Origin of the sequence: Loktanella sp. 3ANDIMAR09 (assembly GCF_001420005.1) — a bacterium.
Lineage (GTDB): Bacteria > Pseudomonadota > Alphaproteobacteria > Rhodobacterales > Rhodobacteraceae > Loktanella.
Genome location: NZ_LJAK01000009.1, coordinates 47,230 through 73,549 on the forward strand (window position 1 = coordinate 47,230; position 26,320 = coordinate 73,549).

Annotated in this window: 25 protein-coding genes; 11 read left to right on the forward strand and 14 right to left on the reverse strand. The window is 64.3% G+C overall.

The annotated features are described in order from the left end of the window. Window positions 1-72: 72 nt before the first annotated feature. Window positions 73-1,107 carry a ribosome small subunit-dependent GTPase A gene (gene rsgA / locus AN189_RS13385; protein WP_056036725.1) on the forward strand — a complete coding sequence of 345 codons (1,035 nt, stop codon included), beginning with the start codon at window positions 73-75 and terminating at the stop codon, window positions 1,105-1,107. On the opposite strand, the gene AN189_RS13390 is transcribed toward rsgA, so the two are convergent. Continuing rightward, window positions 1,079-1,600, reverse strand: a complete 522-nt coding sequence (locus AN189_RS13390) for a protein-tyrosine phosphatase family protein (RefSeq protein WP_056036727.1) — start codon at window positions 1,598-1,600, stop codon at window positions 1,079-1,081. The genes rsgA and AN189_RS13390 overlap by 29 nt on opposite strands. 12 nt (window positions 1,601-1,612) lie before the next feature. Between AN189_RS13390 and AN189_RS13395 the strand changes: the two genes are divergently transcribed. After that, complete coding sequence (locus AN189_RS13395; protein WP_301281460.1) at window positions 1,613-3,484, forward strand: DNA polymerase III subunit gamma/tau; 1,872 nt, start codon at window positions 1,613-1,615, stop codon at window positions 3,482-3,484. Here AN189_RS13395 and AN189_RS13400 read toward each other — a convergent pair. Further along, the gene (locus AN189_RS13400; protein WP_056036731.1) at window positions 3,481-4,089 is read right to left on the reverse strand and encodes a histidine phosphatase family protein; all 609 of its coding nucleotides are present in this window, start codon (window positions 4,087-4,089) and stop codon (window positions 3,481-3,483) included. The two genes, AN189_RS13395 and AN189_RS13400, sit on opposite strands and share 4 nt — an antisense overlap. Before the next feature lie 169 nt (window positions 4,090-4,258). On the opposite strand from AN189_RS13400, the gene AN189_RS13405 reads away from it, so the two are divergent. From AN189_RS13405 to recR, 3 genes are all read left to right on the forward strand, one after another. Then, on the forward strand, window positions 4,259-4,639 hold the full coding sequence (locus tag AN189_RS13405) for a hypothetical protein (RefSeq protein WP_157057496.1): 381 nt from the start codon (window positions 4,259-4,261) through the stop codon (window positions 4,637-4,639). Between the two features lie 12 nt (window positions 4,640-4,651). Further along, a complete protein-coding gene (locus tag AN189_RS13410) occupies window positions 4,652-4,996 on the forward strand; it encodes a YbaB/EbfC family nucleoid-associated protein (protein ID WP_056036735.1) in 345 nt (114 codons plus the stop codon). Window positions 4,997-5,070: 74 nt separating this feature from the next. Next, window positions 5,071-5,664: a recombination mediator RecR gene (gene recR / locus AN189_RS13415; protein ID WP_056036944.1), complete on the forward strand. Its 594-nt coding sequence runs from the start codon at window positions 5,071-5,073 to the stop codon at window positions 5,662-5,664. 134 nt (window positions 5,665-5,798) lie between these two features. Here recR and AN189_RS13420 read toward each other — a convergent pair whose 3' ends face one another. Continuing rightward, window positions 5,799-6,566 (reverse strand): DUF1013 domain-containing protein, encoded by a 768-nt coding sequence (locus tag AN189_RS13420; RefSeq protein ID WP_056036947.1) that lies wholly within the window; start codon window positions 6,564-6,566, stop codon window positions 5,799-5,801. 128 nt (window positions 6,567-6,694) lie between these two features. On the opposite strand from AN189_RS13420, the gene AN189_RS13425 reads away from it, so the two are divergent. Further along, window positions 6,695-7,321 carry a ribonuclease T2 gene (locus AN189_RS13425; RefSeq protein ID WP_056036737.1) on the forward strand — a complete coding sequence of 209 codons (627 nt, stop codon included), beginning with the start codon at window positions 6,695-6,697 and terminating at the stop codon, window positions 7,319-7,321. Continuing rightward, window positions 7,321-7,692: a cupin domain-containing protein gene (locus tag AN189_RS13430; protein WP_056036738.1), complete on the forward strand. Its 372-nt coding sequence runs from the start codon at window positions 7,321-7,323 to the stop codon at window positions 7,690-7,692. Before AN189_RS13425 ends, AN189_RS13430 begins: the two co-directional genes overlap by 1 nt. 65 nt (window positions 7,693-7,757) lie before the next feature. Here AN189_RS13430 and fmt read toward each other — a convergent pair whose 3' ends face one another. The 5 genes from fmt to AN189_RS13455 form a co-directional block, all read right to left on the reverse strand. Further along, entirely contained in the window at window positions 7,758-8,657 is a 900-nt protein-coding gene (gene fmt / locus AN189_RS13435; protein WP_056036740.1) for a methionyl-tRNA formyltransferase, read from the reverse strand. A gap of 52 nt (window positions 8,658-8,709) precedes the next feature. Further along, window positions 8,710-9,192 carry a CAP domain-containing protein gene (locus tag AN189_RS13440; protein ID WP_056036741.1) on the reverse strand — a complete coding sequence of 161 codons (483 nt, stop codon included), beginning with the start codon at window positions 9,190-9,192 and terminating at the stop codon, window positions 8,710-8,712. A gap of 80 nt (window positions 9,193-9,272) precedes the next feature. Then, on the reverse strand, window positions 9,273-10,067 hold the full coding sequence (locus tag AN189_RS13445) for an iron chelate uptake ABC transporter family permease subunit (RefSeq protein ID WP_056036744.1): 795 nt from the start codon (window positions 10,065-10,067) through the stop codon (window positions 9,273-9,275). Continuing rightward, complete coding sequence (locus AN189_RS13450; protein ID WP_056036745.1) at window positions 10,068-10,802, reverse strand: metal ABC transporter ATP-binding protein; 735 nt, start codon at window positions 10,800-10,802, stop codon at window positions 10,068-10,070. It abuts the gene before it with no gap. Beyond that, on the reverse strand, window positions 10,799-11,251 hold the full coding sequence (locus AN189_RS13455; protein ID WP_056036747.1) for a Fur family transcriptional regulator: 453 nt from the start codon (window positions 11,249-11,251) through the stop codon (window positions 10,799-10,801). The genes AN189_RS13450 and AN189_RS13455 overlap by 4 nt, the downstream gene beginning before the upstream one ends. A gap of 72 nt (window positions 11,252-11,323) precedes the next feature. On the opposite strand from AN189_RS13455, the gene AN189_RS13460 reads away from it, so the two are divergent. Next, window positions 11,324-12,361: a zinc ABC transporter substrate-binding protein gene (locus AN189_RS13460; RefSeq protein WP_056036749.1), complete on the forward strand. Its 1,038-nt coding sequence runs from the start codon at window positions 11,324-11,326 to the stop codon at window positions 12,359-12,361. Here AN189_RS13460 and AN189_RS13465 read toward each other — a convergent pair. Then, entirely contained in the window at window positions 12,358-13,335 is a 978-nt protein-coding gene (locus AN189_RS13465; protein WP_056036751.1) for a YcjF family protein, read from the reverse strand. The two genes, AN189_RS13460 and AN189_RS13465, sit on opposite strands and share 4 nt — an antisense overlap. Next, window positions 13,332-14,756: a YcjX family protein gene (locus tag AN189_RS13470; RefSeq protein ID WP_056036753.1), complete on the reverse strand. Its 1,425-nt coding sequence runs from the start codon at window positions 14,754-14,756 to the stop codon at window positions 13,332-13,334. The genes AN189_RS13465 and AN189_RS13470 overlap by 4 nt, the downstream gene beginning before the upstream one ends. A gap of 92 nt (window positions 14,757-14,848) precedes the next feature. On the opposite strand from AN189_RS13470, the gene truA reads away from it, so the two are divergent. From truA to AN189_RS13485, 3 genes are all read left to right on the forward strand, one after another. Further along, on the forward strand, window positions 14,849-15,616 hold the full coding sequence (truA, locus tag AN189_RS13475) for a tRNA pseudouridine(38-40) synthase TruA (protein WP_056036755.1): 768 nt from the start codon (window positions 14,849-14,851) through the stop codon (window positions 15,614-15,616). 129 nt (window positions 15,617-15,745) lie between these two features. Then, window positions 15,746-17,548 (forward strand): autotransporter assembly complex family protein, encoded by a 1,803-nt coding sequence (locus AN189_RS13480; RefSeq protein WP_056036757.1) that lies wholly within the window; start codon window positions 15,746-15,748, stop codon window positions 17,546-17,548. Beyond that, a complete protein-coding gene (locus AN189_RS13485) occupies window positions 17,545-22,329 on the forward strand; it encodes a translocation/assembly module TamB domain-containing protein (protein ID WP_056036759.1) in 4,785 nt (1,594 codons plus the stop codon). Before AN189_RS13480 ends, AN189_RS13485 begins: the two co-directional genes overlap by 4 nt. A gap of 89 nt (window positions 22,330-22,418) precedes the next feature. Here the strand turns inward: AN189_RS13485 and AN189_RS13490 are convergent, their stop codons facing one another. Genes AN189_RS13490 through oppB form a run of 4 tightly spaced genes read right to left on the reverse strand, consistent with a single transcriptional unit; the run spans window position 22,419 to window position 26,250 of the window. Further along, a complete protein-coding gene (locus AN189_RS13490) occupies window positions 22,419-23,429 on the reverse strand; it encodes an oligopeptide/dipeptide ABC transporter ATP-binding protein (RefSeq protein ID WP_056036761.1) in 1,011 nt (336 codons plus the stop codon). Further along, entirely contained in the window at window positions 23,426-24,394 is a 969-nt protein-coding gene (locus tag AN189_RS13495) for an oligopeptide/dipeptide ABC transporter ATP-binding protein (protein ID WP_056036764.1), read from the reverse strand. Before AN189_RS13495 ends, AN189_RS13490 begins: the two co-directional genes overlap by 4 nt. Then, window positions 24,394-25,317 carry an ABC transporter permease subunit gene (locus tag AN189_RS13500; RefSeq protein WP_056036766.1) on the reverse strand — a complete coding sequence of 308 codons (924 nt, stop codon included), beginning with the start codon at window positions 25,315-25,317 and terminating at the stop codon, window positions 24,394-24,396. The genes AN189_RS13495 and AN189_RS13500 overlap by 1 nt, the downstream gene beginning before the upstream one ends. A 9-nt stretch (window positions 25,318-25,326) precedes the next feature. Next, window positions 25,327-26,250 (reverse strand): oligopeptide ABC transporter permease OppB, encoded by a 924-nt coding sequence (gene oppB / locus AN189_RS13505; RefSeq protein ID WP_056036769.1) that lies wholly within the window; start codon window positions 26,248-26,250, stop codon window positions 25,327-25,329. Between the last annotated feature and the right edge of the window lie 70 nt (window positions 26,251-26,320).

A 26,320-nucleotide genomic window follows, 5' to 3' on the forward strand; every position in this document is an offset into this window, starting at 1 on the left:
CCAGCGGGACGAGGGATTAGGATCTGCCAGACCGTGCCCGCCTTAGCCCGACCATCGTGACCGGCACAGCGCATGGCTGAGCCGCTGACGCTGTTGCAGATGGGATGGACGGATCATTTCGCCGACCAGATCACCGACCGCGACGGAACACCCGCCCGCATCAGTTCCGTCCATCGCAAACGTGTCGCCGGCCTGACGGTGGACGGACCCGTTGACCTGACACTGGACCCCGGCCAATCTACCGCCACGATTGCCGTCGGCGACTGGGTTCTGTGCAACCCTGACGCCGCTCGCGTCCTGCACCTGCTGGACCGTCACACCACCCTACAACGCGGCAAGGAGTACGCCACCGGCGAACGTCAGTTGATCGCGGCGAACCTCGACACGTTGTTCATCACGACATCCTGCAATGCGGATTTCAACGTGGCACGCTTGGAACGCTACCTGGCACTTGCCCATGACGCAGGAATTGCGCCTGTGATCCTGCTGACAAAATCCGATCAGGCGGATGATGCCGCAGCCTACGTGGCCGAGGCGCAGGCGCTGGGGGCGGATCTGCCTGTCGTCGCCCTGAACGCCAAGGGTGCGGACGTGGCGCAGATCCTGTCGCCCTGGTGCGCTGTGGGGCAGACCGTTGCCATGGCCGGATCGTCCGGTGTTGGCAAAACGACCATCGCCAATGCACTGACCGGCAACACCGCCGCGACGCAAGGTATCCGCGAGGACGACGCGCGCGGCCGCCACACCACGACGGGTCGCAGCCTGCATCTCCTGCCGCAGGGCGGCTGGTTGATCGACACGCCAGGGATGCGGGGGCTGGGCGTGGCGGATGTGTCATTCGGGATCGACGCGACCTTTCCCGAAATCAGCAGCCTGACCGACGATTGCCGTTTCCGCGATTGCAAACACGAAAACGAACCTGGTTGCGCCGTGCTGGCCGCCGTGGACGCAGGCCGCGTGACCGCTGACAGGCTGGCGCGCTATCGCAAACTGCGGCGCGAGGACGAGATCGCGACCGAAACCACCGCCGAGGCACACGCCCGCAAGCGCCGGTTCTCCAAAACCGTCAACGCCGCCGTCAAGGGCAAGAAACGGGGCCGCCGGTAGCCCAGCGCATCTGCGCGTCGGTTTCCACCGCACATGGCCTGACCTGCCGCAGGCGCGACAGGGCCAGGTCGGCCGGTTCACCTGCTTCGATCATCAGGCGCAGGGCCACCATCCCCGACCGCCCGCATCCGCCAAAGCAATGCACCAAAACGCGCCCACCTTGCCCCAGATCGGCGCGTGCCATGGCCGCGACGAAGGGCCAGCGTGCCAGAACATCGGCCCCCGGCACACCAAAGTCGGGGATCGGCAGATGGTCCCACGCAATCCCCACCGCGACCAGATCACACCCAAGCGATCCGGCACCCTTGCGATCCAGCTCTGCCTGCGTGGTCATGCTGATGACGCGACTGGGGCCCCATGTCATCAGGCGGTCCCAATCGGTCGCATAATGTCGCGTGCGGCCCGGAATCGGAGAAATGGCGAGCGTGCCGCCGCCACAGTCCAGCGCATGTGGTATGAATTCCGTCACGGTCACCTCATCCTTGGCTGTCACGACACAATACTAATGCCATCACCCTCGCAGGCAAAAGCACCCGATTGCCCCCGCAGGTCGAACGTCGTCCATCGGTTGCCCTGTCGGCGCCGGGCGCATAGGTTGGTGCCAGCATCCAGCGAAAAGAGCATCATGTCAGACCAACCCGCCTATCAGGTTCTCGCCCGCAAATACCGGCCCGAGACCTTTGCCGACCTCGTGGGACAGGACGCGATGGTGCGCACGCTGAAAAACGCCTTTGATGCCGACCGCATCGCACAGGCGTTCATCATGACGGGGATCAGGGGCACCGGCAAAACCACCACCGCCCGGATCATCGCCAAGGGGATGAACTGCATCGGGCCCGACGGTAACGGCGGCCCCACGACCGAACCCTGCGGCGTATGCGAACATTGCACCGCGATCATGCAGGGCCGGCACGTCGACGTGATCGAGATGGACGCCGCGTCCAATACCGGTGTGCAGAACATCCGCGATGCGATCATCGAAACCGTCAGCTACCGTGCCGTTTCTGCACGCTACAAGATCTTTATCATCGACGAAGTGCACATGCTGTCGAAAAGCGCGTTCAACGCGCTGCTCAAAACGCTCGAAGAACCACCCGCGCACGTCAAATTCATCTTTGCCACCACGGAAATCAGACAGGTCCCGGTGACCGTGTTGTCGCGCTGTCAGCGGTTCGACCTGCGCCGGATCGAACCCGAGGTGATGATCGGCCTGCTCAGACGTATTGCCGCCTCCGAAGGTGCCGAAATCGCGGATGACGCGCTGGCGCTGATCACCCGCGCCGCGGAAGGGTCCGCACGCGATGCAACCTCGCTACTGGATCAGGCGATCAGTCACGGCGCAGGCGAAACCACCGCCGATCAGGTCCGCGCCATGCTGGGTCTGGCCGACAGGGGCCGCGTGCTCGATCTGTTCGACATGATCCTGCGCGGCCATGCCGCCGAAGCGATGCTGGAACTGTCCAACCAATACGCCGAAGGGGCGGACCCTATGGCGATCCTGCGCGATCTGGCAGAAGTCACCCATTGGGTCAGTGTCATCAAGATCACGCCAGAGGCCGCAGAGGACCCCACCGTCGGCCCCGACGAACGCACCCGCGGGCTCGCCATGGCCGAGGCGCTGCCGATGCGCGTGCTGTCACGCATGTGGCAGATGCTGCTCAAGGCACTCGAAGAGGTGGCCCATAGCCCCAACGCCATGATGGCCGCCGAAATGGCGGTGATCCGGCTGACCCATGTCGCAGATCTGCCAACGCCAGAGGATCTGGTCAAAAAACTCAAGGATGCGACACCGCCGCCCAGCGGTCCCGGCGGCGGCGCACCGCGCCCCGCGCCCGCCGGTGGCGGTGCGACCCATGCGGTATCACGCACCCCTGCCCCGACCCACAGCGGCCCGTCCGGCCCGTCGGCCAGTGCGGCACCGCAGCTGGCCGCCGATGCGCTCGCCCATTACGCGCGGTTCGAGGATGTCGTCGACCTGATCCGCCACCACCGCGATGTGAAACTGCTGGTCGAGGTTGAAACCGGCCTGCGTCTGGTGGCCTATCAACCCGGCCGCATCGAAGTGAACCCCACCGCCGACGCCGCAGCCGACCTGACCCAGCGTCTGGGTGCCAGGCTCCAGGCCTGGACCGGCAACCGCTGGGCCGTCACCGTGACGAATGCCCCTGGTGCCCCCACCATCGCCGAACTGCGCGACGCCGAAGACAGCGCGCGCGAGCAAGAGGCCCGCGCGCATCCGCTGGTTCAGGCTGTCTTTGCGGCCTTTCCCAACGCCAAGATCGCAAACATCAAGACCGAGGCCGACAGGCTGGCCGATGCGGCGGGCGACATGCTGCCCGAGGTCGACGAAGAATGGGACCCTTTTGACGACGATTAGGACGCGGGCCAGTCATCCGGTCCAATCCGGCCCAGAACGGTGAAACCATCATCCCGTGGTGCGATGACATAGGCCACGCCCTGCGGTTCGGGATAGATCCCCGTCGCAGCCTCGAACGGGTCATCATGGCCCACGATCACCAGATTGCCGTCCTGCGGGATCTGCGTCATCACCGTCGCGACATTGGCCGACATCATGTCCAGATCGGACTGCGTATAATCCTCGGCCGGTGCGAAATTCAGCGCCGCATCCTGCCGGTAGCGGCCAAAGGCCAGATCGGCCGTCTGCCAGGCCCGGCAATATTCGCTGCTGACGACATCGCCCACCGGGATCTCCAGCGCGCTGATGGCGGCACCGATGGCCTTGGCTTGCTGCCAGCCGGCTTCGCTCAGCACACGCTGCGTTGCACAATCGCCCAGCTTGGCCGCGACCTGATCGGCATAATCGGTCTCGGTCATGGCGTGCCGCACATAAAGGATGTGACCGCCGGACTGCAATGCGTCCACCAGCGCGGCGACGCTGGCCGTATCTTGCGCAAGGGCCTGTCCGCCGCACAGCGCTAGGCTCGCAAGGGCTGGGATGAATGGGGTTCTGGATCGCAACATCAGATGATTCCTTATCCTGACTGATTTACTCAATCATTTAATCCCGATTCTTTTAGTCAAGTAAACCCCGCTTGTTCGTCCTCGCGGCCCTGCCTATCGTCCATCGCATAATGCGGCGGTGCACATCGGCACGACCGCCGCAGGCCCCGCGCCAGAAGGAGTGACAGACGTGCGATACCCATTGACCCTGCTGCTGGCATTTGCCCCCGGGCCCGCCTTGGCGCAGGTCTGCGCGCAGATGCGCCCCGATTGGTCAGGCGGCCCGGTCAGCGCAATGACCGAGGCGATCTGGCTGTTCAGCACGGCACCGACCGTTGCCCTGCTGATCGCGACCGGGGCCGCGATCTGGTTTCGCAGCACCTGGGCCGGTGCGGCCGCCGTGGTCGCATGGTCAGGCTATATCTACCTGCTCAGCTCTGACGTTCAGATCCTGTCGCAAGCCCGCGCCGAAGGCTGTATCGGGCCACAAACCTTGTCGATCGGCATCGTCATTGCAATATGTGTCATGACAGTCTTGATCACCGCGCCGCGCAAACCGCGGTCAGAATAAGGAAAAAATCCAATGCTCAAAGGTTTAGGCGGACTTGGCGACATGGCCAAGATGATGAAATCCGCGCAGGACATGCAGGCCAAGATGGCCCAGATGCAAGAAGACATGGACCATATCACCGTCGTGGGTGAATCCGGGGCCGGACTGGTCAAGGCAACCGCCACCGCCAAGGGCGATCTGACGGGCCTCGACATCGATCCCAGCATCTTCAACGGTGACGAAAAGGAAATCGTCGAGGACCTGATTCTCGCCGCGATCAAGGACGCCCAGTCCCGCGCCGCCGACCGCGCCCAGCAGGAAATGGCGAAAATCGCCGAAAGCCTCGGCTTGCCGGCTGGCATGAAGCTGCCGTTCTAAGGCATGCCCGCCCGTATCATCTTGCCCAAAATACTCTCGCCGAAGGCCCGGCTTTCCGCATGGAAAGCCGGTCAATGACAGACAGCCCGCAGGCCATCGACGATCTCATCGCGCTCATGGCGAAACTGCCCGGGCTGGGCCCCCGCTCGGCCCGCCGTGCGGTGCTGCATCTGGTCAAGAAACGCGCAAATCTTTTGCTTCCGCTGGCGGATGCGATGCAGCAGGTGGGCGAAACGGTGCGCGAATGTGTCAACTGCGGCAATATCGCGACCGACGACATCTGCGGGATCTGCGCGTCCGAGCGGCGCGCCATCGGCGAAATCTGCGTGGTCGAGGATGTGTCTGACCTGTGGGCGATGGAACGCAGCAACCAGTTCAAGGGGCGGTATCACGTCCTGGGCGGCACGTTGTCGGCACTCGATGCGGTGGGACCAGAGGACCTGCGCATCCCGCGCCTGCTGGACCGGATCAAATCCGAAAACGTGACAGAGGTGATCCTGGCCTTGGGGGCCACGATCGACGGCCAGACCACGGCGCATTACATTGCCGACCAATTGCCGGGGATCACGGTGACCTCGCTGGCCCAGGGTGTGCCGGTCGGTGGTGAACTGGACTACCTCGACGATGGCACGATCACCGCCGCCCTCAAGGCCCGCCGCGCGATCTGAGGCGTCCCCCTCACCTCGCGGCAAGAGCCCCGCGCGCCAGACGCCAGCCGCGCATGTCACGATGCGTGTCGGAAACGAAAAAGGCCCCGGTCGTCTGACCGGGGCCTTTTTAGATTGCGGCGATGATCTGTCGATCAATCCTCGTCGTCATTTTCCGCATCGACGTTTTCCGGCAGCTTGAAAAAGCTGTCGGCGTCGCGCACGTCACGGGTGTCGACGGGTTCTTCGTCATCCTCGGGTGTCTCGGTCAGGCTGAAGGTTTCCAGCCCGGCGATGGCCGAGGGCATCTTGGGTTCAGGCGCCATGCCAAGGCTGCTTTCGGTGCTGACCAGTTTGCGACGCTCGTCGTCAGTCATCGCACCGCCCTCGGCGGCCCTTTTGGCATTGGCCTTTTGCACGGCGGCGTCCAGTTCGGACTGTTTGCACAAGCCCAGCGCCACCGGGTCGATCGGTTCGAGGTTGTTGATGTTCCAGTGGGTGCGTTCGCGGATCGCCTGGATCGTGGGCTTGGTCGTGCCCACCAGTTTGCTGATCTGGCCGTCCGACAGTTCGGGGTGAAATTTCACCAGCCAGTAGATCGAAGCCGGGCGGTCCTGACGCTTGGACAGCGGCGTGTAACGCGGGCCGCGGCGCTTTTCCTCGCCCACGGCGGCCTTGTAGAATTTCAGCTTCAGGGCGTGGGACGGATCGGCCATGCCCTTGTCCAGTTCTTCCTGGGTCAGCTGGTTGTTGGCGACGGGATCGAATCCCTTGACGCCCGTGGCGACGTCGCCATCGGCGATGCCCTGCACCTCCAGCTCGTGCATGCCGCAGAAATCCGCGATCTGCTTGAAGGTCAGCGTGGTGTTATCACATAGCCAGACGGCCGTCGCCTTGGCCATGATCGGTTTGTTGTCAGCCATCATGTCTCTCCTATTCTGGACAAGCCTTTCCCGCGCCCTTGAGGGGGCTGACCGCATGGGCCGGGTTCGCATTGTCGGGGAACTTGAGGTGTATATAGTCAGACCACACGAATTTGGAAAGACTGCAAATGTGGAAATGGCTGGCCGCTGCGGCCCTGATCGCCCCTCCTGCCCTGGCGGATGAGGCGGGCGATTTCGATTACTACGTGATGGCGCTGTCATGGTCGCCCAATTGGTGCGACCGCGAAGGGCGCGCGCGCAATTCACCGCAATGTGCACCGGGGGCGAATTACGGCTGGGTTCTGCACGGGCTGTGGCCGCAATATGAATACGGCTACCCACAGGATTGCCGCACCAGCGTGCAGCCCCCGTCACGCGGGCAGACGGCGGCAATGGTCGATATCATGGGGACCAGCGGGCTGGCATGGTACCAGTGGAACAAGCATGGCAGCTGTTCGGGCCTGACGTCGCAGGCCTATTTCGACCTTGCGCGCCGGGCCTACGACAGCGTCGCCATCCCGCAGGCCTTTCGCAAGCTGAACCGGGACGTGACACTGCCTGCGTCGCTGATCGAGGAGGCCTTCATCGACAAGAACCCCGAGCTGTCACCCGACGGGGTGACCGTCACCTGCCGCGACGGCGCGATCCAGGAGGCGAGGATCTGCCTGACCAGGGATCTGGAACCGCGTGACTGCGGCGCGGACGTGGTGCGCGACTGCACCTTGCAAAGTGCGGCATTCGGGGCGATCGACTGATGCTGCGCTGGCAACCCGGCGATGATGTGGGCGCGCTGGACGACTGGCCGTTCACCGCCTCTGCGAGCGAATACGCGATTTTGCGCGGCACACCCCGCGCCAGCGGCCGCATCCTGTCAGGTGGGCCGGGTCACCCCACCCGTGCGGGGATCTGGCGCTGCACGGCCGGTGCGTTTTCCTGCATCGAACAAGGCGACGAGATGATGACGATTCTGTCCGGGTCCGGCACACTGACAGATGTCGCAAGCCAGGAGGTGACCCGCTTTGCGGCAGGCGACACGTTGTTCAGCCGCGACGGGCGGCGCGTGATCTGGGATGTGACGCAGGATGTGACAAAGGTCTTTTTCGGTCACAAGGACGGTGGGTTCTGATGACCCTTCGGCCCTTTGGGCCGATGCCTCCGGCGGGAGTATTTCGGGCAAGATGATGCAGCGGATCACTGCACGAATGGACCGGGGTCTAGGCCGCGCAGGGCCTCTGCGGCATCCATCGGGCGTTTTCCCGCGCGTTGCAGGCGGGTGACCTGCACGGCCCCCGTGCCGCAGGCGATCGTCAGGTCGCGCAGGACCTGCCCCGGCTCGCCGCTTGCGTCAGCGACCTGGCTGGCCAGCAATTTTACCCGTTCGCCACCGATTTCCGTCCAGGCCCCGGGAAATGGCGACAGTCCACGGATCTGTGCATCAATCGTGGTTGCATCCTGCGTCCAGTCGATCCGCGCTTCGGCCTTGTCGATCTTGGTGGCATAGGTGACGCCGTCGTCAGGCTGCGGAACCGGGTGCAGCATCGCCAGACGGGCGAGCGCCTCGACAATCAGGCGCGCGCCCATGCCGGACAAACGGTCATGCAGGGTTCCCGTGGTGTCATCGGTGGCGATGGCCGTTGTTTCGCGCAGCAGGACAGGGCCGGTATCAAGCCCGGCCTCCATCTGCATGATGCATACGCCGGTCTCGGCGTCACCGGCCATGATCGCGCGGTGGATGGGTGCGGCCCCGCGCCAGCGCGGCAAGAGCGAGGCATGGATATTCAGGCAACCGTGGCGCGGCGCATCCAGCACGGCCTGTGGCAGGATCAGCCCGTAGGCCACGACGACCGCGATATCGGCGCGCAGATCGGCAAAGGCCTGCTGCGCCGCGACCGATTTCAGCGAGACCGGGTGCCGCACCTCCAGCCCGAGAGACATCGCCCGCTGCTGCACAGGGCTGGGCCGGTCCTTCTTGCCGCGCCCGGCAGGGCGTGGCGGTTGTGCATAGACGGCAACCACCTCGTGTCCTGCATCGACCAGCGCCTGCAGCACCGGCACCGAAAAATCGGGTGTTCCCATGAAGATGACGCGCATATTGGCCCCCTGTCTGATCTGGGCGGCACCCTAGCGTCTGGCGCGGGAATGGCTAGCAGCTTTGGCCGAGCACCAGCACATAGGTCGGCCCCTTGGCACCCTGTGCGACACCGACGCCCATTTCGGACACGCGCGGGTGCAGGATGTTGGACAAATGGCCGGGTGAGGCATTCCAGCCATTCACAACCTGTGCAACGCGGGGAAAATCCCATGCCACGTTTTCGGCGATGGTGCAGGCCCGATAGCCGCGGGCCCGAGCGCGCAGCTGCGCATTGGACCCGTCACTGCCACGGTGACCGCGAATGGCATGGATCGCCATATCGCAGGCATGATCCTGCGAGGCCTGCGCCAGACGCTGGTTGAACCCCAGCGGGGGCAGACCGCGCGCGCGCCGCGTCTGGTTCACACCGTTGACGATCTCTGTCGCGATGGCGTTGGAATCGCCGGGGGCAGCGCAGGCATTCGCCGCGGTCACATGCGTGGGCAGCGCCAGCGCGGTCGCCGCACAGAAGATGAATAGTAAGGGTCGCAGCATCGTGGTCCTCCGGTTGGTCAGAGATCCCGGATGCAGACTGAAAACGGCGCTTGTTTGGCGCAGATCGCGCGATTTTCGGATCAGGCGCTGCGGATGAACCGTCCGCCAAGGCTGGCACAGGCAAACAGCGCAACCGCCACGCAGACGATCGACGGGCCTGTCGGTGTGTCCAGCTGCAAGGAGAGCGCGATGCCACCAAGTGCTGCGGTCACGCCGATTGATGCTGCAACGGCGGCCATCCGTTCGGGACCGTTGCTGGCACGGCGCGCCGCCGCAGCGGGGATCACCAGCAGGGCCGTGATCAGCAATGCGCCCACGACCTTGATCGCGACGGCCACGACGCCAGCCAGCATCAGCGTCAGGATCAGATTTTCGCGCTGCGGATCAACCCCGGAGGCCGTCGCCAGATCGGGGTTCAGGGTCGCCAGCAACAAGGCCGACCAATGCCACCACAAAAGCGCCAGCACGACCAGCACACCCGCCCAGATCACCGCCAGATCGCTGCGGGTCACCGTCAACACGTCGCCGAACAGATAGGCCTCGAGGTCGATCCGCGCGCCCGGCAGCAGCGCTACCGCCACGAGGCCCAGCGCCAGGGCACCATGCGCAAGCACGCCCAGAATGGTATCCGTGCCCTGCTGGCGATCACTGAGCCTGTGGATCAGCAAGGCAACGATCAAGGCGACAAGCCCCACGCCCGCGATCACCGACACATTCAGCGCCAGCGCCAGCGCCACGCCCAGGATTGCGGCATGGGCCGTGGCGTCACCGAAATAGGCCATGCGCCGCCAGACCACGAAACACCCCAGAATACTGGCCGCGAGGGCCGTGCCGACCGCAGCCAGGGCCGCGCGCACCAGAAAATCGTCCAGCATTCAGTCCGTCGTCCCGTGATGATGGTGGTGGTGATGGTGATCATGATCGTGGCGATAAAGCGCAAGCGCGCCACCTGTACCTGTCCCGAACAATTCGCGATAGGCAGGTGCGGCGGAAACGACCTCGGGCGTGCCTTCGCAACAGATATGACCGTTCAGGCAGATCACCCGGTCAGACGCGCTCATGACCACGTGAAGTTCGTGACTAACCATCAGCACGGCACAGCCCAGGTCGCCGCGCACATCCTCGATCAGGCGGTAGAATTGCGCGGCCCCCGGCTGGTCGAGGCCCTGTGTCGCCTCGTCCAGGATCAGAAGTTGCGGCGCATTCAGGATCGCGCGGGCCAAGAGCACGCGCTGGAACTGGCCGCCGGACAGATCGGCCATCTGACGGTTGGCCACATGGGCCACACCGGTGCGGGTCAGTGCCGCTTCCCCCTGTGCGCGCGACACCCGGCGCGGCAGATCCAAAAACCGGCGGGCGGTCAGCGGCAAGGTGGAATCGATTGACAGTTTCTGCGGCACATAGCCGATGCGCAGGCCCGCCTCGCGCAGGATGCGTCCGCTGTCAGGGCGCAGGGCACCGATCAGACTGCGCAAAAGCGTCGATTTGCCCGACCCGTTGGGCCCGACGATGGTCACGATTTCACCGGCCGCAATCGACAGGCTGACATCCTGCAGGATCGCCGTCGTCCCGTAGGACACGCGCAGATGTTCCGCAGACAGCAGCGTCATGCCGGTACCTGACATTTCGGGCACAGGCCCTCTGCCTCTATCACCGTGCGTTCGATGGCAAATCCGCTGTCATCGGCCATCCGGTCGAGGGTCGCAGGCGATGCCGCCTCGGCCACGGTACGACAGGACCGGCAGATCATGAACGCCGGATCATGTTCGGCCCCCGGTCGCGCACAAGCGACAAAGGCGTTGAGCCGTTCGATCCGGTGCGCGAGGCCGTTGTCCACCAGAAACGACAATGCGCGGTAGGCGACGGGGGGCTGATCGCCCAGTCCTTCGTCCCGCAGCCGGGCCAGAACGTCATAGGCCCCCATCGCAGTATGGCTTTCCAGCAGGATTTCCAGCACGCGACGGCGCACCGGAGTCAGACGGATATCGGCAGCCTCGGCCTGCGCGATTGCACCGCTGACGCAGGCACTGTGATCGTGGGGGTCAAAACCGCTGCTCATGAAATGTCCACTTGTTATGTTATAACAATACATTTATAGCCCCGCCCGAAACCAATCACAAGGGGACTCTCCATGCTGCGCCTGACCACAACAACAGCCCTCGTCATGCTATCCACCACCGCGATGGCCGAGGTGCCGCGCGTCCTGACGGATATTGCGCCGATCCATAGCCTTGTGGCGCAGGTGATGGGCGATCTGGGCGCACCGGACCTGCTGGTGCCCGCGGGTGGTGATGCACATCACATGGCGCTGCGCCCATCCGATGCGCGCCTGCTGGATCAGGCGCAGGTGGTGGTCTGGGTCGGCGAAAGCCTGACACCCTGGCTGGACGAGCCGCTGCGCACGCTTGCGCCCACGGCCGCGACGCTGACCTTGCAAGAGGTCGCTGGCTGGACCCCGCGGATGTATCCCGACGCAGATGATCGTGATGATCACGAAGGACACGACGATCATGCCGATCACGACGATCACGACGATCATGCGGATCACGACCACGATCACGACGAACATGCGGATCACGATCATGATGATGACCACGACCACGCTGGTGACGACCACGCAGATCATGACGATCACGCAGGTCACGTGCACACTGGGCTGGACCCGCATGCCTGGCTCGACCCGGTCGCGGCCAAGGTCTGGGTGGGCGCGATCCGCGATACGCTGACCGCGACCGACCCCGACAATGCAGCTACCTATGCCGCCAATGCCACCGACGCGATGCAGCGTCTGGATACGCTGACCGACCAGCTGACAACGACGCTGGCCGGCGTGCCTGCTGGCAGCTGGCTGGCCCCCCATGACGCCTTTGGTTACTTTGAAGAACGGTTCTCGGTGCCTTCTGCCGGGGCCGTGGCCGACAGCGAAGCGGTGGCACCCGGTGCCGCACGCCTGTCAGACCTGCGCGAACGGGTGTCCGGCGGAACGGTCAGTTGCGTGCTGTTCGAGGTGAACACCGCCGATGATCTGGCCCGCACCCTGACCGACGGAACCACGGCCAAGACGGCAGCGATCAGCGTGGCAGGTGCAGGGCTGGAACCGGGTCCCGCACTTTATTCGACCCTGCTGACCAGTATTGCGGACACGCTGGTGGATTGTACGGCGTCCTAACTGCCGAACAGCCCGGTCAGCGCCCGTTGCACCAAACCGGTGACGGACGGGCGCTTGACCGCCTGAAACGGCAGGGGACGGCAGACCTCGATCGCGGCGACGCCGACGCGGGCTGTCAGCGCGCCGTTGACGATCCCCTCGCCAAAGCGGCGCGACACCTTGGACAGCAGGCCGCCGCCCGCGACGGACCCGATCAGGTCGTCGCCCACGGCCACCGCCCCGGTCGCCACCAGATGCGACAGCACCGTGCGCACCAGTCGCAGACTGCCCAAGGTGCCAGACCGTCCCCCATAGATTTCGGCAATCCGCCGGATCATGCGGATATTGGCCGTCAGCGCCGTAAAGACGTCCGCCAGTGCCAGGGGCACGACTGCGGTGACCAGCGCCACCTGACGGGCGGCGGCCTGCACCTCGGCCACGGCGCGCGCGTCCAGCGGGACCAGCAGGCTGCGTTCGGCCAGGTCCAGCAATCCGTCGGCATCCATCAGTTCTGGCGCGCGGTCGGCCAGCTGTGCCCGCCCCCAGCTGGTATCGTCGCGCCCGGCATAAAGCGCGGTCAGCTGGTCCACCACCTTGCGCGCGGCCTTCAGATCGTGCCCGGCGTGTGCCTGTGCGGCATCGGCCTGCACGCGGTCGATACGGCGTAACCGACTGAATGCCGACAGCTCGCGGATCACGACCGCCAGACAGACGCAGACGAACAGGACCAGCAGCCCGGTGAACACCATGCCAAGGATCGGATGCGCCGCGACCAGCCCCGTGACGTAGTTCCATGCCGCAAGCGAGATGACGAAACCAAAAATCGCCAGCAGCAGCGACCAGAACCAGCGCGCCAGCGGGTTGGGCTTGCGTGTGCCCAGCGCCACCACCGATTGCATGGCGGCCCCCTGCGGCAGGTCGTCCACGATGGCGGGTGCGGTTGCGGGCGTCTGGTCGGCAGGCCCGTCGAGGTCGATCAGCACGGGGCGTTTCATAGCCGGTCTCCGATCAGGAATTCGGCCGCCTTGTCCAGCCGGATATGCGGCGGACCTTCGCCCGGTTTCAGCGTCAGATGCGATGGGGCAAAGCGCATCACCTTGTAATCACCCTCGCCCCAGTTTTCCGCCCCCGACCGGGCCGGTGACAACAGGTGTGCGGGATCGGTCGGCAACAGTCCGGGATAGAACGCGGCCTCCTTGCCGGTGTCCAGCAGGCGACCGCGCACCACGTCCAGCGTGCCGCCATCGTGATCCACGGTCTGTTCCACCGTCGTGCGCAGCGCGGCAATCGACATCGCCTCGGTCCGCGCACCCGCGAAATCCGCACGGTCCTGCGCGTCGCGCAGCAGGGCCTGCGTGATCGCGGTCAGCTGTGGATGCTGGGTGTGGTGGAGGTGGTCCGCCTTGGTTGCGGCAAACAGGATGCGTTCCACCCGCCGCCCGTTGAAAATGCGGCTGATAAAGCTGTTCCGCCCCGGGTTGAACGCCGTCAGGATGTCGGCCATCGCGCTGCGCAGATCGTCCAGCGCACGCGGGCCTGCATTGATTGCCCCCAGCACGTCAACCAGCACGACCTGCCGGTCGATCTTGGCGAAATGATCGCGAAAGAATGGCCGCACCACATGACGTTTATAGGATTCGAACCGGCGTTCGAATTCACGTGCCAGCGATCCGCGCGGGGCCACGCCGCCCGGCAGCGGCGCAAAGGTCAGGACAGGACTGCCGGCCAGATCACCCGGCAACAGGAACCGTCCGGGCGTGCAATCCGAATATCCCGCGGCCCGCGCCGCCTGCAGATGCGCGGTATAGGCATCAGCGAGGGCACGGGCTGTAGGCTCGTCCAGTTTTTGCACGGGGTCGGCCGCATCCAGCGCCGCGAGATAGGCGTCGCCCATTGGCCGCCCGGGCGCGCGTGCCAGTGCCGCACGTGACCATGTGGCGAAATCGAGATCCAGCAGCGCCAGATCCAGCAGCCATTCGCCGGGATAATCCACGATATCGAGGTGCACCGTCCGTGGCCCCTGCAACCCCGCCAACAGGCCAGAGGGCTGCACCCGCAGCGACAGGCGCAATTCGGAGATGTGCCGCGTGCCTTCGGGCCAGTGTGGGTCCTGCCCCGTCAGGTTGCCAAGGTAGGTTTCATAGTCGAACCGTGGCAGGGTATCGTCGGGCTGCGGTTGCAGATAGGCGGTCTGGATCGCGCCGCCGGCAGCCGCCCGCAGTTGCGGCATGCGGCCCCGGTTCATCAGGTTCGCAACCAGTGACGTGATGAACACCGTCTTGCCAGCGCGTGACAGGCCCGTGACACCCAGCCGGATCACCGGATCGCTGAACGGTGCTGTCAGTGGCCGGGTCACGGCCCCTGCCACATTGCCCACGCCACGCGCGATTTGATCGGTAAAGTCTGTCAGGCCCACGCGTATCCCCTCTTTGTCCGCTACAACTAGGGTCTCGTTGCGACGATGGGTAGGGATTGATTTCGGCGCCCCCCGCTTTTACGACCCGTTTCATGCCACGCTATGCCCTGAAAATCGAATACGACGGCACGCCCTTTTCGGGGTGGCAGCGTCAGGCTGACCAGCCGTCGGTGCAGGCCGCGATCGAGACGGCACTGGCGCGGCTGGAACCGGGTGATCACAGAATTGGTGCGGCGGGCCGGACCGACACCGGCGTGCATGCCACCGGGCAGATCGCCCATTGCGACCTGACCCGCGACTGGGACCCGTTCCGGCTGTCAGAGGCGCTGAACTACCACCTCAAGCCCCTGCCCGTCGCCGTTCTGGACTGCGCACCGGTTGCCGATGACTGGCACGCGCGGTTCAGTGCTGTCGAACGCCGCTACCTGTTCAAGCTCGCGGCACGGCGCGCGCCCCTGACCACGGCAGCAGGCACGATGTGGCGCGTCAACCACCCACTCGACGCGGCCGCGATGCAGGCCGGGGCAAACCATCTGCTGGGACGGCACGATTTCACCACCTTTCGCGCGGCCCAGTGTCAGGCGGACAGCCCCGTACGCACATTGGACGAGTTGCGGATCGAGACGCGAGACACCCATGCAGGTCAGCTCTTGCACATTCATGTGCGGGCCCGGTCGTTCCTGCACAATCAGGTGCGCAGCTTTGTCGGGACGCTCGAACGGGTGGGTGCCGGACAATGGCATCCCGACGACGTGAAAACCGCCCTCGCGGCACGCGACCGCAGCGCCTGCGGCCCCGTATGTCCGCCATACGGGCTATATCTGGCGGGTGTGGGCTATCCCGACGATCCGTTCGCCTGACCGGGCACGCAGCACCCCGGATGGTCACGGCCAATTGCGCGATGATTCGCGAAACGGGAACAGCTGTTATTTGCGTTTGTTCCGGGATGCTTTAGATGTTCATCTGAACTGGGGATGCGGGCGATTGTAATGAATAAACTGGTTTTAGGGGCCACCGGACTGTTGGCGCTGGCAGGTGGGGCCGTTCAGGCCCAGACAATCACGCTGAATGCGCCGGGTGCGGATGACGATCTGACCAGCCTGCTGCGGGATGCATCACTGTCGGTCTCCATCAATGCCGACGAAGAGGCTGACAAGGCCCCGCAGGATTACGTCGCTGCCGCGCGTGCCGACTATCGCCGGTTGCTGACCGCGCTCTATGCCGCGGGCTATTACAGCCCCGTGATTTCCATTCAGGTCAACGGGTCCGAGGCGGCAGGCATCCCGCCACTGGACAGCCCGCAGGTCATCGACACGGTGACGCTGAACGTCCAGCCCGGCCCGCTGTTTACCTTTGGCCGTGCCGACATCACCCCCGTCGCCCCCGGCACCGAACTGCCCGAAGGCTATGCCGTCGGCGCGGATGCCAAGGCCGACGTGATCCGGCAGGCCGCCAGTGTCGCACGCACCCGGTGGCAGGAATTGGGCTATGCCAAGGTGCAGGTCGCGGACCAACAGATCACGGCACAGCACAGTGACAACCTGCTGGCCGCCAATGTCACGCTGGATACCGGTCCGCAGCTGACCTTTGGCCCGCTGAACGTCACCGGCAACACCGATGTGCGCACTGCCGCGATCCAGCGGATCGCCGGACTGCCCACCGGACAGGTCTATTCCCCCGACGCGCTGACGGCCGCGGCCAACCGTTTGCGCCGCACGGGTGCATTCGACTCCGTCGCCCTGACCGAAGCCGACGATATTGCCGCCGGCGACACGCTGCCCATCACCGCCACCATCGCAGAGAGCCTGCCACGGCGGATCGGTTTCGGTCTGGAACTGTCATCGGTCGAAGGCGTGCGGGTCTCGACCTTCTGGATTCACCGCAATGCCTTTGGCGGGGCAGAGAATTTCCGCATCGATGGCGAGGTGGCCGGGATCGGCGGGACGACGGGCGGGACGGACTACACGCTATCGACCGCGCTCAAGGTGCCCGCGATCTATGGCCCGCAGACGGATTTCACATTTACCACCGCGATCAGCCGCGAGGACGAGCCCGAATTCCTGATCGACAAATTCTCGACCGAGGCGCTGGTGACGCGCCTGATAACCGAGGATCTGGAAATCGAAGGGGGTCTTGGTCTCTTGCTGGCGCAGGAGGAAACGAATTTCGGCGACCGGGACTACCTGCTTTTGACCGCGCCGCTGGCTGCGACCTATGACAAGCGCAACAGCGAAACCAACGCCACATCCGGCTATTACATCAAGGCTTCGGCCACGCCGTTCCTCGCCCTTGATGGCGGCGAGAGTGGCGCACGCGGGTTTCTGGACACGCGCGGATACGTCAGTTTCGGGACCGACGACCGTTTCACAATCGCCGCACGGGCGCAGCTGGGCACCGTCATCGGGCCGGACATCGATCAGGCCCCACAGGATTTCCTGTTCTACTCAGGCGGCACCAGCACCGTGCGCGGTCAGGGCTATCAATCGCTGGGCGTGCCCCAGATTGTCAACGGTGAAACCGTCACGGTCGGCGGCAAATCCTTTGCCGGGGCGCAGATCGAGGCCCGCATCGGCATCACCGAGGCGATCAGCGCCGTGGGATTTTACGACTACGGGTATGTCGGTGCGGAATCGGCACCGTTTCAGGACGGTTCGGACCAGTCCGGCGTCGGGATCGGCATCCGCTATGACACCGGCATCGGCCCGATCCGTCTGGATATCGGCACACCGGCCAGCGGTGACGATCAATTCAAATCTGTCGAAGTCTACATCGGGATCGGGCAAGCGTTTTGAAAAAGTATCTTGTATTTGCGACCCTCGCAGCCCTGCCCTTTGCCGCCACGGCCCAGGACGAAGAGGGTGAGGGTTACCTCACCCGTCTCATTCAGGACAACCTGTCAGGCGATGATCGCATCGTCGACATTCAGGGGTTCGAGGGCGCGCTGTCGTCCGAGGCGACGGTCGAACGCATCACGGTTGCGGACAGTGACGGGATCTGGCTGACACTGGAAAACGTCACCCTCGACTGGAACCGCAGCGCGCTGCTGCGCGGGCGCATCGATGTCCAGGAACTGAGTGCGGCATTGATCCGGGTGGACCGCGCCCCGATCACCCCCCCATCCGAAAACATCCCCGACGCAGAGGCGCAGCCATTCTCTCTGCCAGAGCTGCCAGTCTCGATACAAATGGATTCGCTCGACATTGCGCGGATCGAACTGGGCGAACCCCTGATCGGCGAGGCGCTGGCCTTGTCGCTGACGGGGTCCGCGTCACTGGCAGGTGGCGAAGGGTCCGCCAATGTCACCGCCAACCGGCTGGACGGACAGACCGGCGTTTTCGACATTGCGGGGTCGTATGACAACGAAACCCGCAATGTCGGCCTGAACCTGCGCGTGGAAGAAGGCGAGGACGGCCTGATCGCCACCCGCGCGGGCATCCCCGGTGCACCGTCCTTGTTGCTGACCCTTCAGGGCGATGCACCACTCAGCGCATTCGCGGCTGACCTGACGCTGGCCACATCCGGCCAGCCCCGGATCACCGGCAATTTCGCGCTGGACCAGGCCGATAGCCAGACAGGATTCGCGCTGAACATCGGCGGCGATCTGACGCCATTGCTTGCCCCCGATTATCAGGGGTTCTTTGGCACCGACGTGGCACTGGTCGCGACTGGTGCGCAGGCTGACGACGGGTCGTTCTTTCTGTCCGACCTCGACCTGCGCGCACAAAAGCTGAACCTGCAGGGCGAGGTGCGTGTCGATGCCGACGGCTGGGCCGAATTCATCGACCTGACCGGCACCGTGGCCGACACCACCGGCGACAGCGTTCTGCTGCCCATCGGCGGGCCAAAAACCTATGTCGACAACGTGGACCTGAGCATCCAGTTCGACGAAAGCCTGGGCGAGGATTGGACCGCCAGCTTTGACATCAACGGGTTTGACCGGCCCGGTCTGGGCATCGACGCGATCACACTGGATGGCGGCGGCACGATCCGCGCCGAAAATGCGGCTGACGCCGGTTTGTTCACGGCCGACCTGCAATACCGCGCCGACGGCGTGGAACTGGACGACGCGGGCGCGGCGCAGGCCTTTGGTGATGCGCTGACGGGGCAGATCGTGGTCCTGCGCGATCCCACCGCCCCCATCGAGATCCCGACGCTGACGCTGAACGGGCCAGGGATCGAACTGGATGCAGAGGCGACGATCGACACCAGTGGCGACACGCCTGTGATCAACACGCAGCTGAATTTCGACGCCGATGCGATCCAGCGGTTTTCGACCCTCGCAGGGCGCGATCTGGGGGGGGCGGCGCGCGCCACCATCACCGCCATGCTGCAACCGCTGGACGGCATGTTCGACATCGACGTCGATGCGGCCACCGATGATCTGGCCGTCGATATCGCTGAACTTGACCCCATTCTGGCGGGCGAAGGCACCGTGCGCCTGTCTGCCGTGCGCGATACCGAAGGCACGCGCCTGCCCAACCTGCGGATCGAAACACCCGAGGCCCTGATCACGGGCCGCGCCAATCTGACCAGTGCCGTCAGCACCGGCAATTTTGACGTCAGCCTGCGCAACCTCGGACTGGTTGTGGCCGGACTGGACGGACCCGCGACTGTCACCGGCACCGCCGATCGGGCAGCCGATGGCAATGTGACCTTTGACGTACAGGGACAGGTGCCCGAAACCACTTTTGCAGCGACCGGCACCGTCGCGCCATTCGAGGACACGCAGCGCGTCAACGCCGTGGTGAACCTGCAAGCCGACGATCTGTCGGTGTTCCGTCAGATCAGCAATCAGAACCTGTCGGGTGCCGTCGATCTGGCGGTCGATGCCAGCTTGCTTGCGGATCTGACGAACTACAGCGCGGATATCACCGGCAGCATGCAGGACGTGCAAACCGGGTTCGATCAGGTTGACCCGCTGCTGGTGGGCGCAGGCCGTCTGCGCGGCACGGTCGGATATACCGGTGACGCGACCTACCGGGTCGAGGACCTGGACCTGCAAACACCGCAACTGTCGCTGACGGGTGACGCGCTGGGTGGCCTGACCGGCCCCGCCGAGGCCGATATCGCCCTGCGCCTGACCGACGTGGGTCTGGTTGTTGACGGTCTGGCAGGCCCGCTAACCGCCACCGTCAGCGGCAATCGCGACGCAAGCGAGGTGGCCAACCTCATCCTGCGGGCGCAGGGCCCCGGCGTCGATCTGGACGCTGACGTGCAGATTGCAGCTCCGCAGGACGACTACCGGATGACTGGCCGCATCGCAGCAGAGGTGCCGGACCTCGCGCCCTATGCTGCCCTTGCCGGGCAGGCTGCGATTTCAGGCGGGATCGATCTGGTGGTGGACGGCACGCTGTTGCCCGACCTCAGCGCCTTGGACGTGACGCTGAACGGAACCACGCAGGACATCACCGCCGGTATTGCGCAGGTTGACCAGCTGATGGCGGGTGCAGGTCGCATCAGCGGCGGAGTGGCGCGGACAGGACCGGACAGTTTTGCGTTGAATAATCTGGATGTGGCGACGCCGCAGTTCACCCTGTCGGGCAGCGGCAGCGGTGGCCTGACAGGCCCGTTGAGCGCCGATATCACCGCGATCCTGCGTGATGCTGGCACGCTGGCGCAGGGGCTGAATGGTGCGCTGACGCTGGATCTGACCGCAGACCGCGACAGCACAGGAACAGCACAGATCGACCTGACCGCCCGTGGCAGCGGCACCGACGTGACCGTCGATGCGACCGTTGCACCCCAAGAGGACGATTACCGCATCACGGCAACTCTCGATGCCGCCATCGCACAGCTATCGCAATTTGCGGCGCTGGCAGGCCAGCCGATTTCCGGCGGACTGTCGGTCAATGCGGCCGCCACATTGATGCCGGACCTCAGTACTTTGGACGTGCAGGCCCGGGCGCAGACCCGCCAGCTGGCCATCGGCAACAGTCAGGTCGACCAGTTGCTGGCCGGCACCGGCAATCTGACAGTCGACGCCAGCAAGGACGGTGCGGATATCACCGTGCGGTCCTTTGACGTGCAGTTCCCGCAGATCACCGCATCCGGCGCTCTTGAGGCAGGTCCGGGTGGCAGTGCCGCCGGGCAAATTCAGGCGCGGTTGGCGAACGTGGGACTATTTACCGATGCCCTCAGCGGTCCTGTGACGGCGCAGGGTCAGGTCGGGCGCACGGCGGGTGGTGATTTCACCCTCGATATCGACGCCACGGGACCGGGCGGCATTCAGGCCAGCGCCGATGGTACCGTGGCGGCCGGCGGCAACCTGAACCTGGACGCCAACGGACAGGTGCCGCTGGGGCTGGCCAATGCATTCATCACGCCGCGCAGTCTGGACGGGATCGCCACGTTCAACCTGTCGGTGAACGGCCCCCCTGCCCTGACCTCTGTCAGCGGGCAGATCGCCACGTCTGGCGCACGTCTGTCGCTGCCGTCTCTGTCGGAATCGCTGGAAGACATCACGGGTCGCATCGCACTGGACGGTCAGTCCGCCCAGATCGACATGACCACCCAGGTCGGCACGGGCGGCACCCTGACCCTGACCGGTCCCGTGGCCCTGACGGGCGGCTACAATGCCGACCTGGGGCTTGCGTTGCGGGCTGTCCGCCTGCGTGATCCCAACCTCTATGAGGCGATCCTGAACGGGCGCGTCACCGTGCAGGGCCCGCTGGCGGGCGGTGCCGTGATCGGCGGTGACGTCCAGCTGAGCGAGGCCAACATCCAGGTCCCGTCATCGGGCGTGGGCGGGCTGGGCGAATTGCCGCAAGTGCGCCACCTGAACCCCGATGCAGGTGTGCGGCAGACGTTGAACCGCGCGGATGTGGCGATTGACGGCGGCGACCGTGCTGCGGCTGAGACGGGTGGCGGCGGGCCAGTCTATCCGCTGGCGCTGACCATCACTGCGCCCAACCAGATCTTTGTGCGCGGGCGCGGGCTGGACGCCGAACTTGGCGGTCAGCTGGCGCTGGGTGGCACAACGGCCAACATCATTCCGGTCGGTCAGTTCGACCTGATCCGGGGGCGCATCAGCATCCTGCAACAGCGGTTCGACCTGACAGAAGGCTCTGCCACGCTTCAGGGCGATTTCCTGCCCTATCTGCGGCTGGTGGCGGCCACGGAAACCGACAACGGCACGGTCGTGCGCATCGTGGTCGAAGGCCCGGCCAACGACCCCGAAGTCAGCTTTGAGTCCGTGCCCGACCTGCCGCAGGACGAGGTGCTGTCGCAGCTGATCTTTGGCCGGGATCTGTCGGAAATTTCGCCACTGCAGGCGGTGCAACTGGCTGCCGCCGTGGGCGAGCTTGCCGGTCGCGGGGGCGGCGGTCTGATCGACGGATTCCGGGCAAATCTGGGATTGGACGATTTCGACGTGACCACCGATGCCGAAGGCAATGCCGCCCTGCGGGCCGGCAAATACCTGTCCGACAACCTCTATACCGACGTGACCATCGGCAGCGATGGATCAACGGAAATCAACCTCAACCTCGATATCACGAGCGAGATCACGGCCAAGGGCACGGCCGGTGCGGATGGCGAAACCAGCATCGGTATCTTTTTCGAACGGGATTACTGACAGCTAGCGTGGTCGGGGGGCTGTCTGCCCCCCGGTGCGCTACACGCACCTCCCCCCGAGGATATTTCGAAAACAGCGAATGCCTTGCGTCAGGCGCTAACGGCCAGCACGTTTTCCGCCTGATGATAGGGACAGGCGACCCGGTGACCGGGCCCGACCTCCAGCATCGGTGGCAGGGCCTGCGCGCAGGTCGCCTGCGCCTTGGGGCAGCGCGTGCGGAACACGCAGCCCGACGGCGGCGAGATGGGCGATGGCAATTCGCCGTGCAGCGTGGTGCGCGGACGCTTGCGTTCCAGCACAGGGTCCGGAATCGGGACAGAACTGATGAGCGCCTGCGTATAGGGATGTTCGGGCCGTGTCGTGATGGTCTGCGCGTCGGCCGTTTCCATCTGACGCCCCAGATACATCACCACGATCCGGTCACTGATGTGTTTCACCACCGACAGGTCATGCGCGATGAAGATCATCGACAATCCCATGTCCCGCTGCAATTCACGCAGCAGGTTCACCACCTGCGCCTGCACCGACACATCGAGGGCGGATACGGGTTCGTCGCAGATCAGCAGCTTTGGTTTCAGGATCAGCGCGCGGGCAATCCCGATACGCTGGCACTGGCCGCCGGAAAATTCATGCGGGTAGCGGTTCACGAGGTTGGGCAGCAGGCCCACCCGTTTCATCATGTCCTGTACACGCGATTTGCGATCCGCGCGCGACAGGCCGGGTTCGTGCGTGACCAGTGGTTCGGCGATGATGTCGCCCACCGTCATGCGCGGGTTCAGGGCCGCCAGCGGGTCCTGAAAGATCATCTGCACATCGCGGCGGTGGACCCTCCGCTGGCGCGGTGTCATCGCGGCGAGGTCGGCCCCCTCGAAGTTGATCTGGCCATCCGAAGACGGCACGGTGCCCACGATGGCGCGCGCGAGCGTGGATTTGCCGGACCCGGATTCCCCCACGACGCCAAGGCATTCGCCCGGTGCGAGGTCAAAGGTCATCTGGCTGACAGCCTGCAATTTCAGCGGTGCCGTCCAGGGCCAGGCCCCGCGCGGGCGCACATCGAATGTGACGGACAGGTCGCGCAGCGACAGGATCGGTTCAGTCATGCGGACACCTCTGATTTCGGGACATGACAGGCGCGGCGGCGGTTGCCGTCGAATGTCGCCAGTTCCGGCGGGATGTGGGCGCATGTGTTCTGAACGTAGGCACAACGCGCGGTGAACGGGCAGCCCTGCGGCAGGCGCGACATGTCGGGCGGTTCGCCCGCAATGGTCAACAGTTCGTCGTCGTCGCGGTCCAGGCGCGGCACGGCACGCAAGAGTCCCTTGGTATAGGGATGCGAGGGGTCAGCGAACACGGGATCGGTCGGTCCGTCCTCCATGATCTGGCCGCCATAGAGCACCAGCGTGCGGTCGCAGAAACCCGCCACAACGCCAAGGTCGTGTGTGATCAGTATGATCGCCGTCCCGAAATCGTCCCGGATATCGGCCAGCAATTGCATGATCTGCGCCTGCACGGTCACATCCAGCGCGGTCGTGGGTTCATCCGCAATCAGCAGGCGCGGACGACACAGCAGCGACATCGCGATCATGATCCGCTGGCGCATCCCGCCGGAAAATTCGTGCGGAAAGGACCGGATGCGGTTGCGCGCGTCCGGGATTTTCACCGCGTCCAGCATGCGGATACTCTCGGCAATGGCGTCTTTCTTGCTCATGCCCTTGTGCAGGGTCAGCACCTCGGCCATCTGCTCTGAAATCCGGATATAGGGATTGAGCGAGGTCATCGGGTCCTGAAAGATCATGCCGATCTGGTTGGACCGCACCTTGTTCATCTTGGCGGGTGTGAGGCTTAGCAGGTCGGTGCCGTCGAAACGCACCTGTCCGGTGGCACGGCCATTGCGCGCCAGCAGCCCCATCAGCGCAAAGGCGGTCTGACTCTTGCCGGACCCGCTTTCGCCCACGATGGCCAGCGTTTCGCGCTGGTCCAGCTGGAAACTGACGCCGTTGACGGCATTCACGTCGCCGTCGGCGGTGGAAAACGTGACCCGCAGGTTATCGATATCGAGCAGCATCAGCGGTCCTTTGGGTCGAGTGCGTCGCGCAGGCCATCGCCTACAAAGAAAAAGGCGAAGATCGTCAGGACAAAGAACGCCAGCGGAAAATAGAGCTGCCACATCACGCCGTAAGCCATGTTGGACGACCCCTCGGAGATCAGCGCCCCAAGCGAAGTATTGGGTTCCTGCACGCCGAGGCCCAGAAAGCTGATAAAGCTTTCAAAGATGATCATCTGCGGCACCAGCAGCGTCGCATAGACGATCACGATGCCCAGCAGGTTGGGCACGATATGGCGCAGGATGATGGTAAAGGGTGCGACGCCGGTGGCATGGGCGACCTCGACGAATTCCTTGTTCTTGATCGTCAGGGTCTGACCGCGCGCGATCCGCGCCATATCCAGCCATGAAATCAATCCGATCCCGAGGAACAGCATGAAAATCGACCGGCCAAAGATCACCAGCATCAGGATCAGGACGAACATGAACGGAATCGACATCAACACATCGACGATCCGCATCATGATGTTGTCGGTGCGGCCACCTGCATAACCTGCAATCGCCCCGTAGAGCGTGCCGACAATGACCGCGACCAGCGCGCCCACGATGCCGACCATCAGGGAAATCTGCGTCCCCTGCACCACCCGCGCAAACAGGTCGCGCCCGTTGGCATCGGTGCCAAAGAAGTGCCCGGTTTCGATCGACGGCACACCTTTTTGCATGTTGGCACCGATCAGGGTGAAATCGATCATGTCGCGTTCGTGCTGGGCGACAAACTGGCCAAAGATGGCAAAGACAGCGATCCCGAACAGGATGAACGTGCCGACCATCGCAGCCTTGTTGCGCAGGAACCGCGCGCGGGCATCCGCCCAGAGCGACCGGCCCTGCACCTCGGCGAGGTGGGTGGCGTTCAGCAGGCGTTCGGCGTCAGATGAATAGGTCATGTGGCACCCCTAGTAACGGATTTTCGGGTCGATCCACGCATAGAGGATATCGACAACGAGGTTGAACAGGATGGTCAGCGCGCCCACCAGAATGGTGATGCCCATGATGACCGAATAATCTCGGTTAAAGGCGGAATTGACGAAAAACTGCCCGATCCCACCCGTGGAAAAGAAGATGTCGATCACCACCGATCCGGTGATCATGCCGACAAAGGCCGGCCCCAGGTAGCTGATCACGGGCAGCATCGTGGGTTTCAGCGCATGTTTGAATATCACGCGGCGCGTGGGCAGCCCCTTGGCCCTGGCCGTGCGGATGAAATTGGAATTCAGAACCTCCAGCATGGACGACCGCGTGATCCGCGCGATGGACGCCATGTAGGATGTCGACAGCGCGATGACGGGCATCACCAGATATTGCCACTGACCGCCATTCCAGCCGCCACCGGGCAACCAGCCCAGCCACAGGGTGAACGTCAGCAAAAGGATCGGCGCCATGACAAAGTTCGGCAGCACCTGCGCGCCGATGCTGATGCCCACAGCCAGGTAGTCCAGCCAGCTGTTTTGCTTGATCGCGGCAGCGGCCCCGAGGGTCACACCGACGACCACGGCTACGACGAAGGACCAGAAACCATAGGTCAGGGTCACCGGGAATCCCTGGGCGATCACGTCATTGACGGTGCGGTCCTCGTATTGGAACGACGGGCCGAAATCGAAATGCACCACGACGTTCCAGACATAATCCAGAATCTGTTTCCAGAACGGCTGATCCAGCCCGTATTTCGCCTCGATATTGGCCAGCACCTGTGGCGGCAGGGGGCGGTCGGAATTGAACGGGCCGCCGGGGGCTGCGTACATCAGGATGAACGACAGGATCACAAGGATCAAAAGCGTCGGCACCGCAATCGCAAGCCGTTTGAGGATAAAGCTGAACATGAATCGGACTTCCCGCAGTGGTCACGAAAAACAAAGACGCCGCGCCCCCGGCGACAGGGGCGCGGCGCAG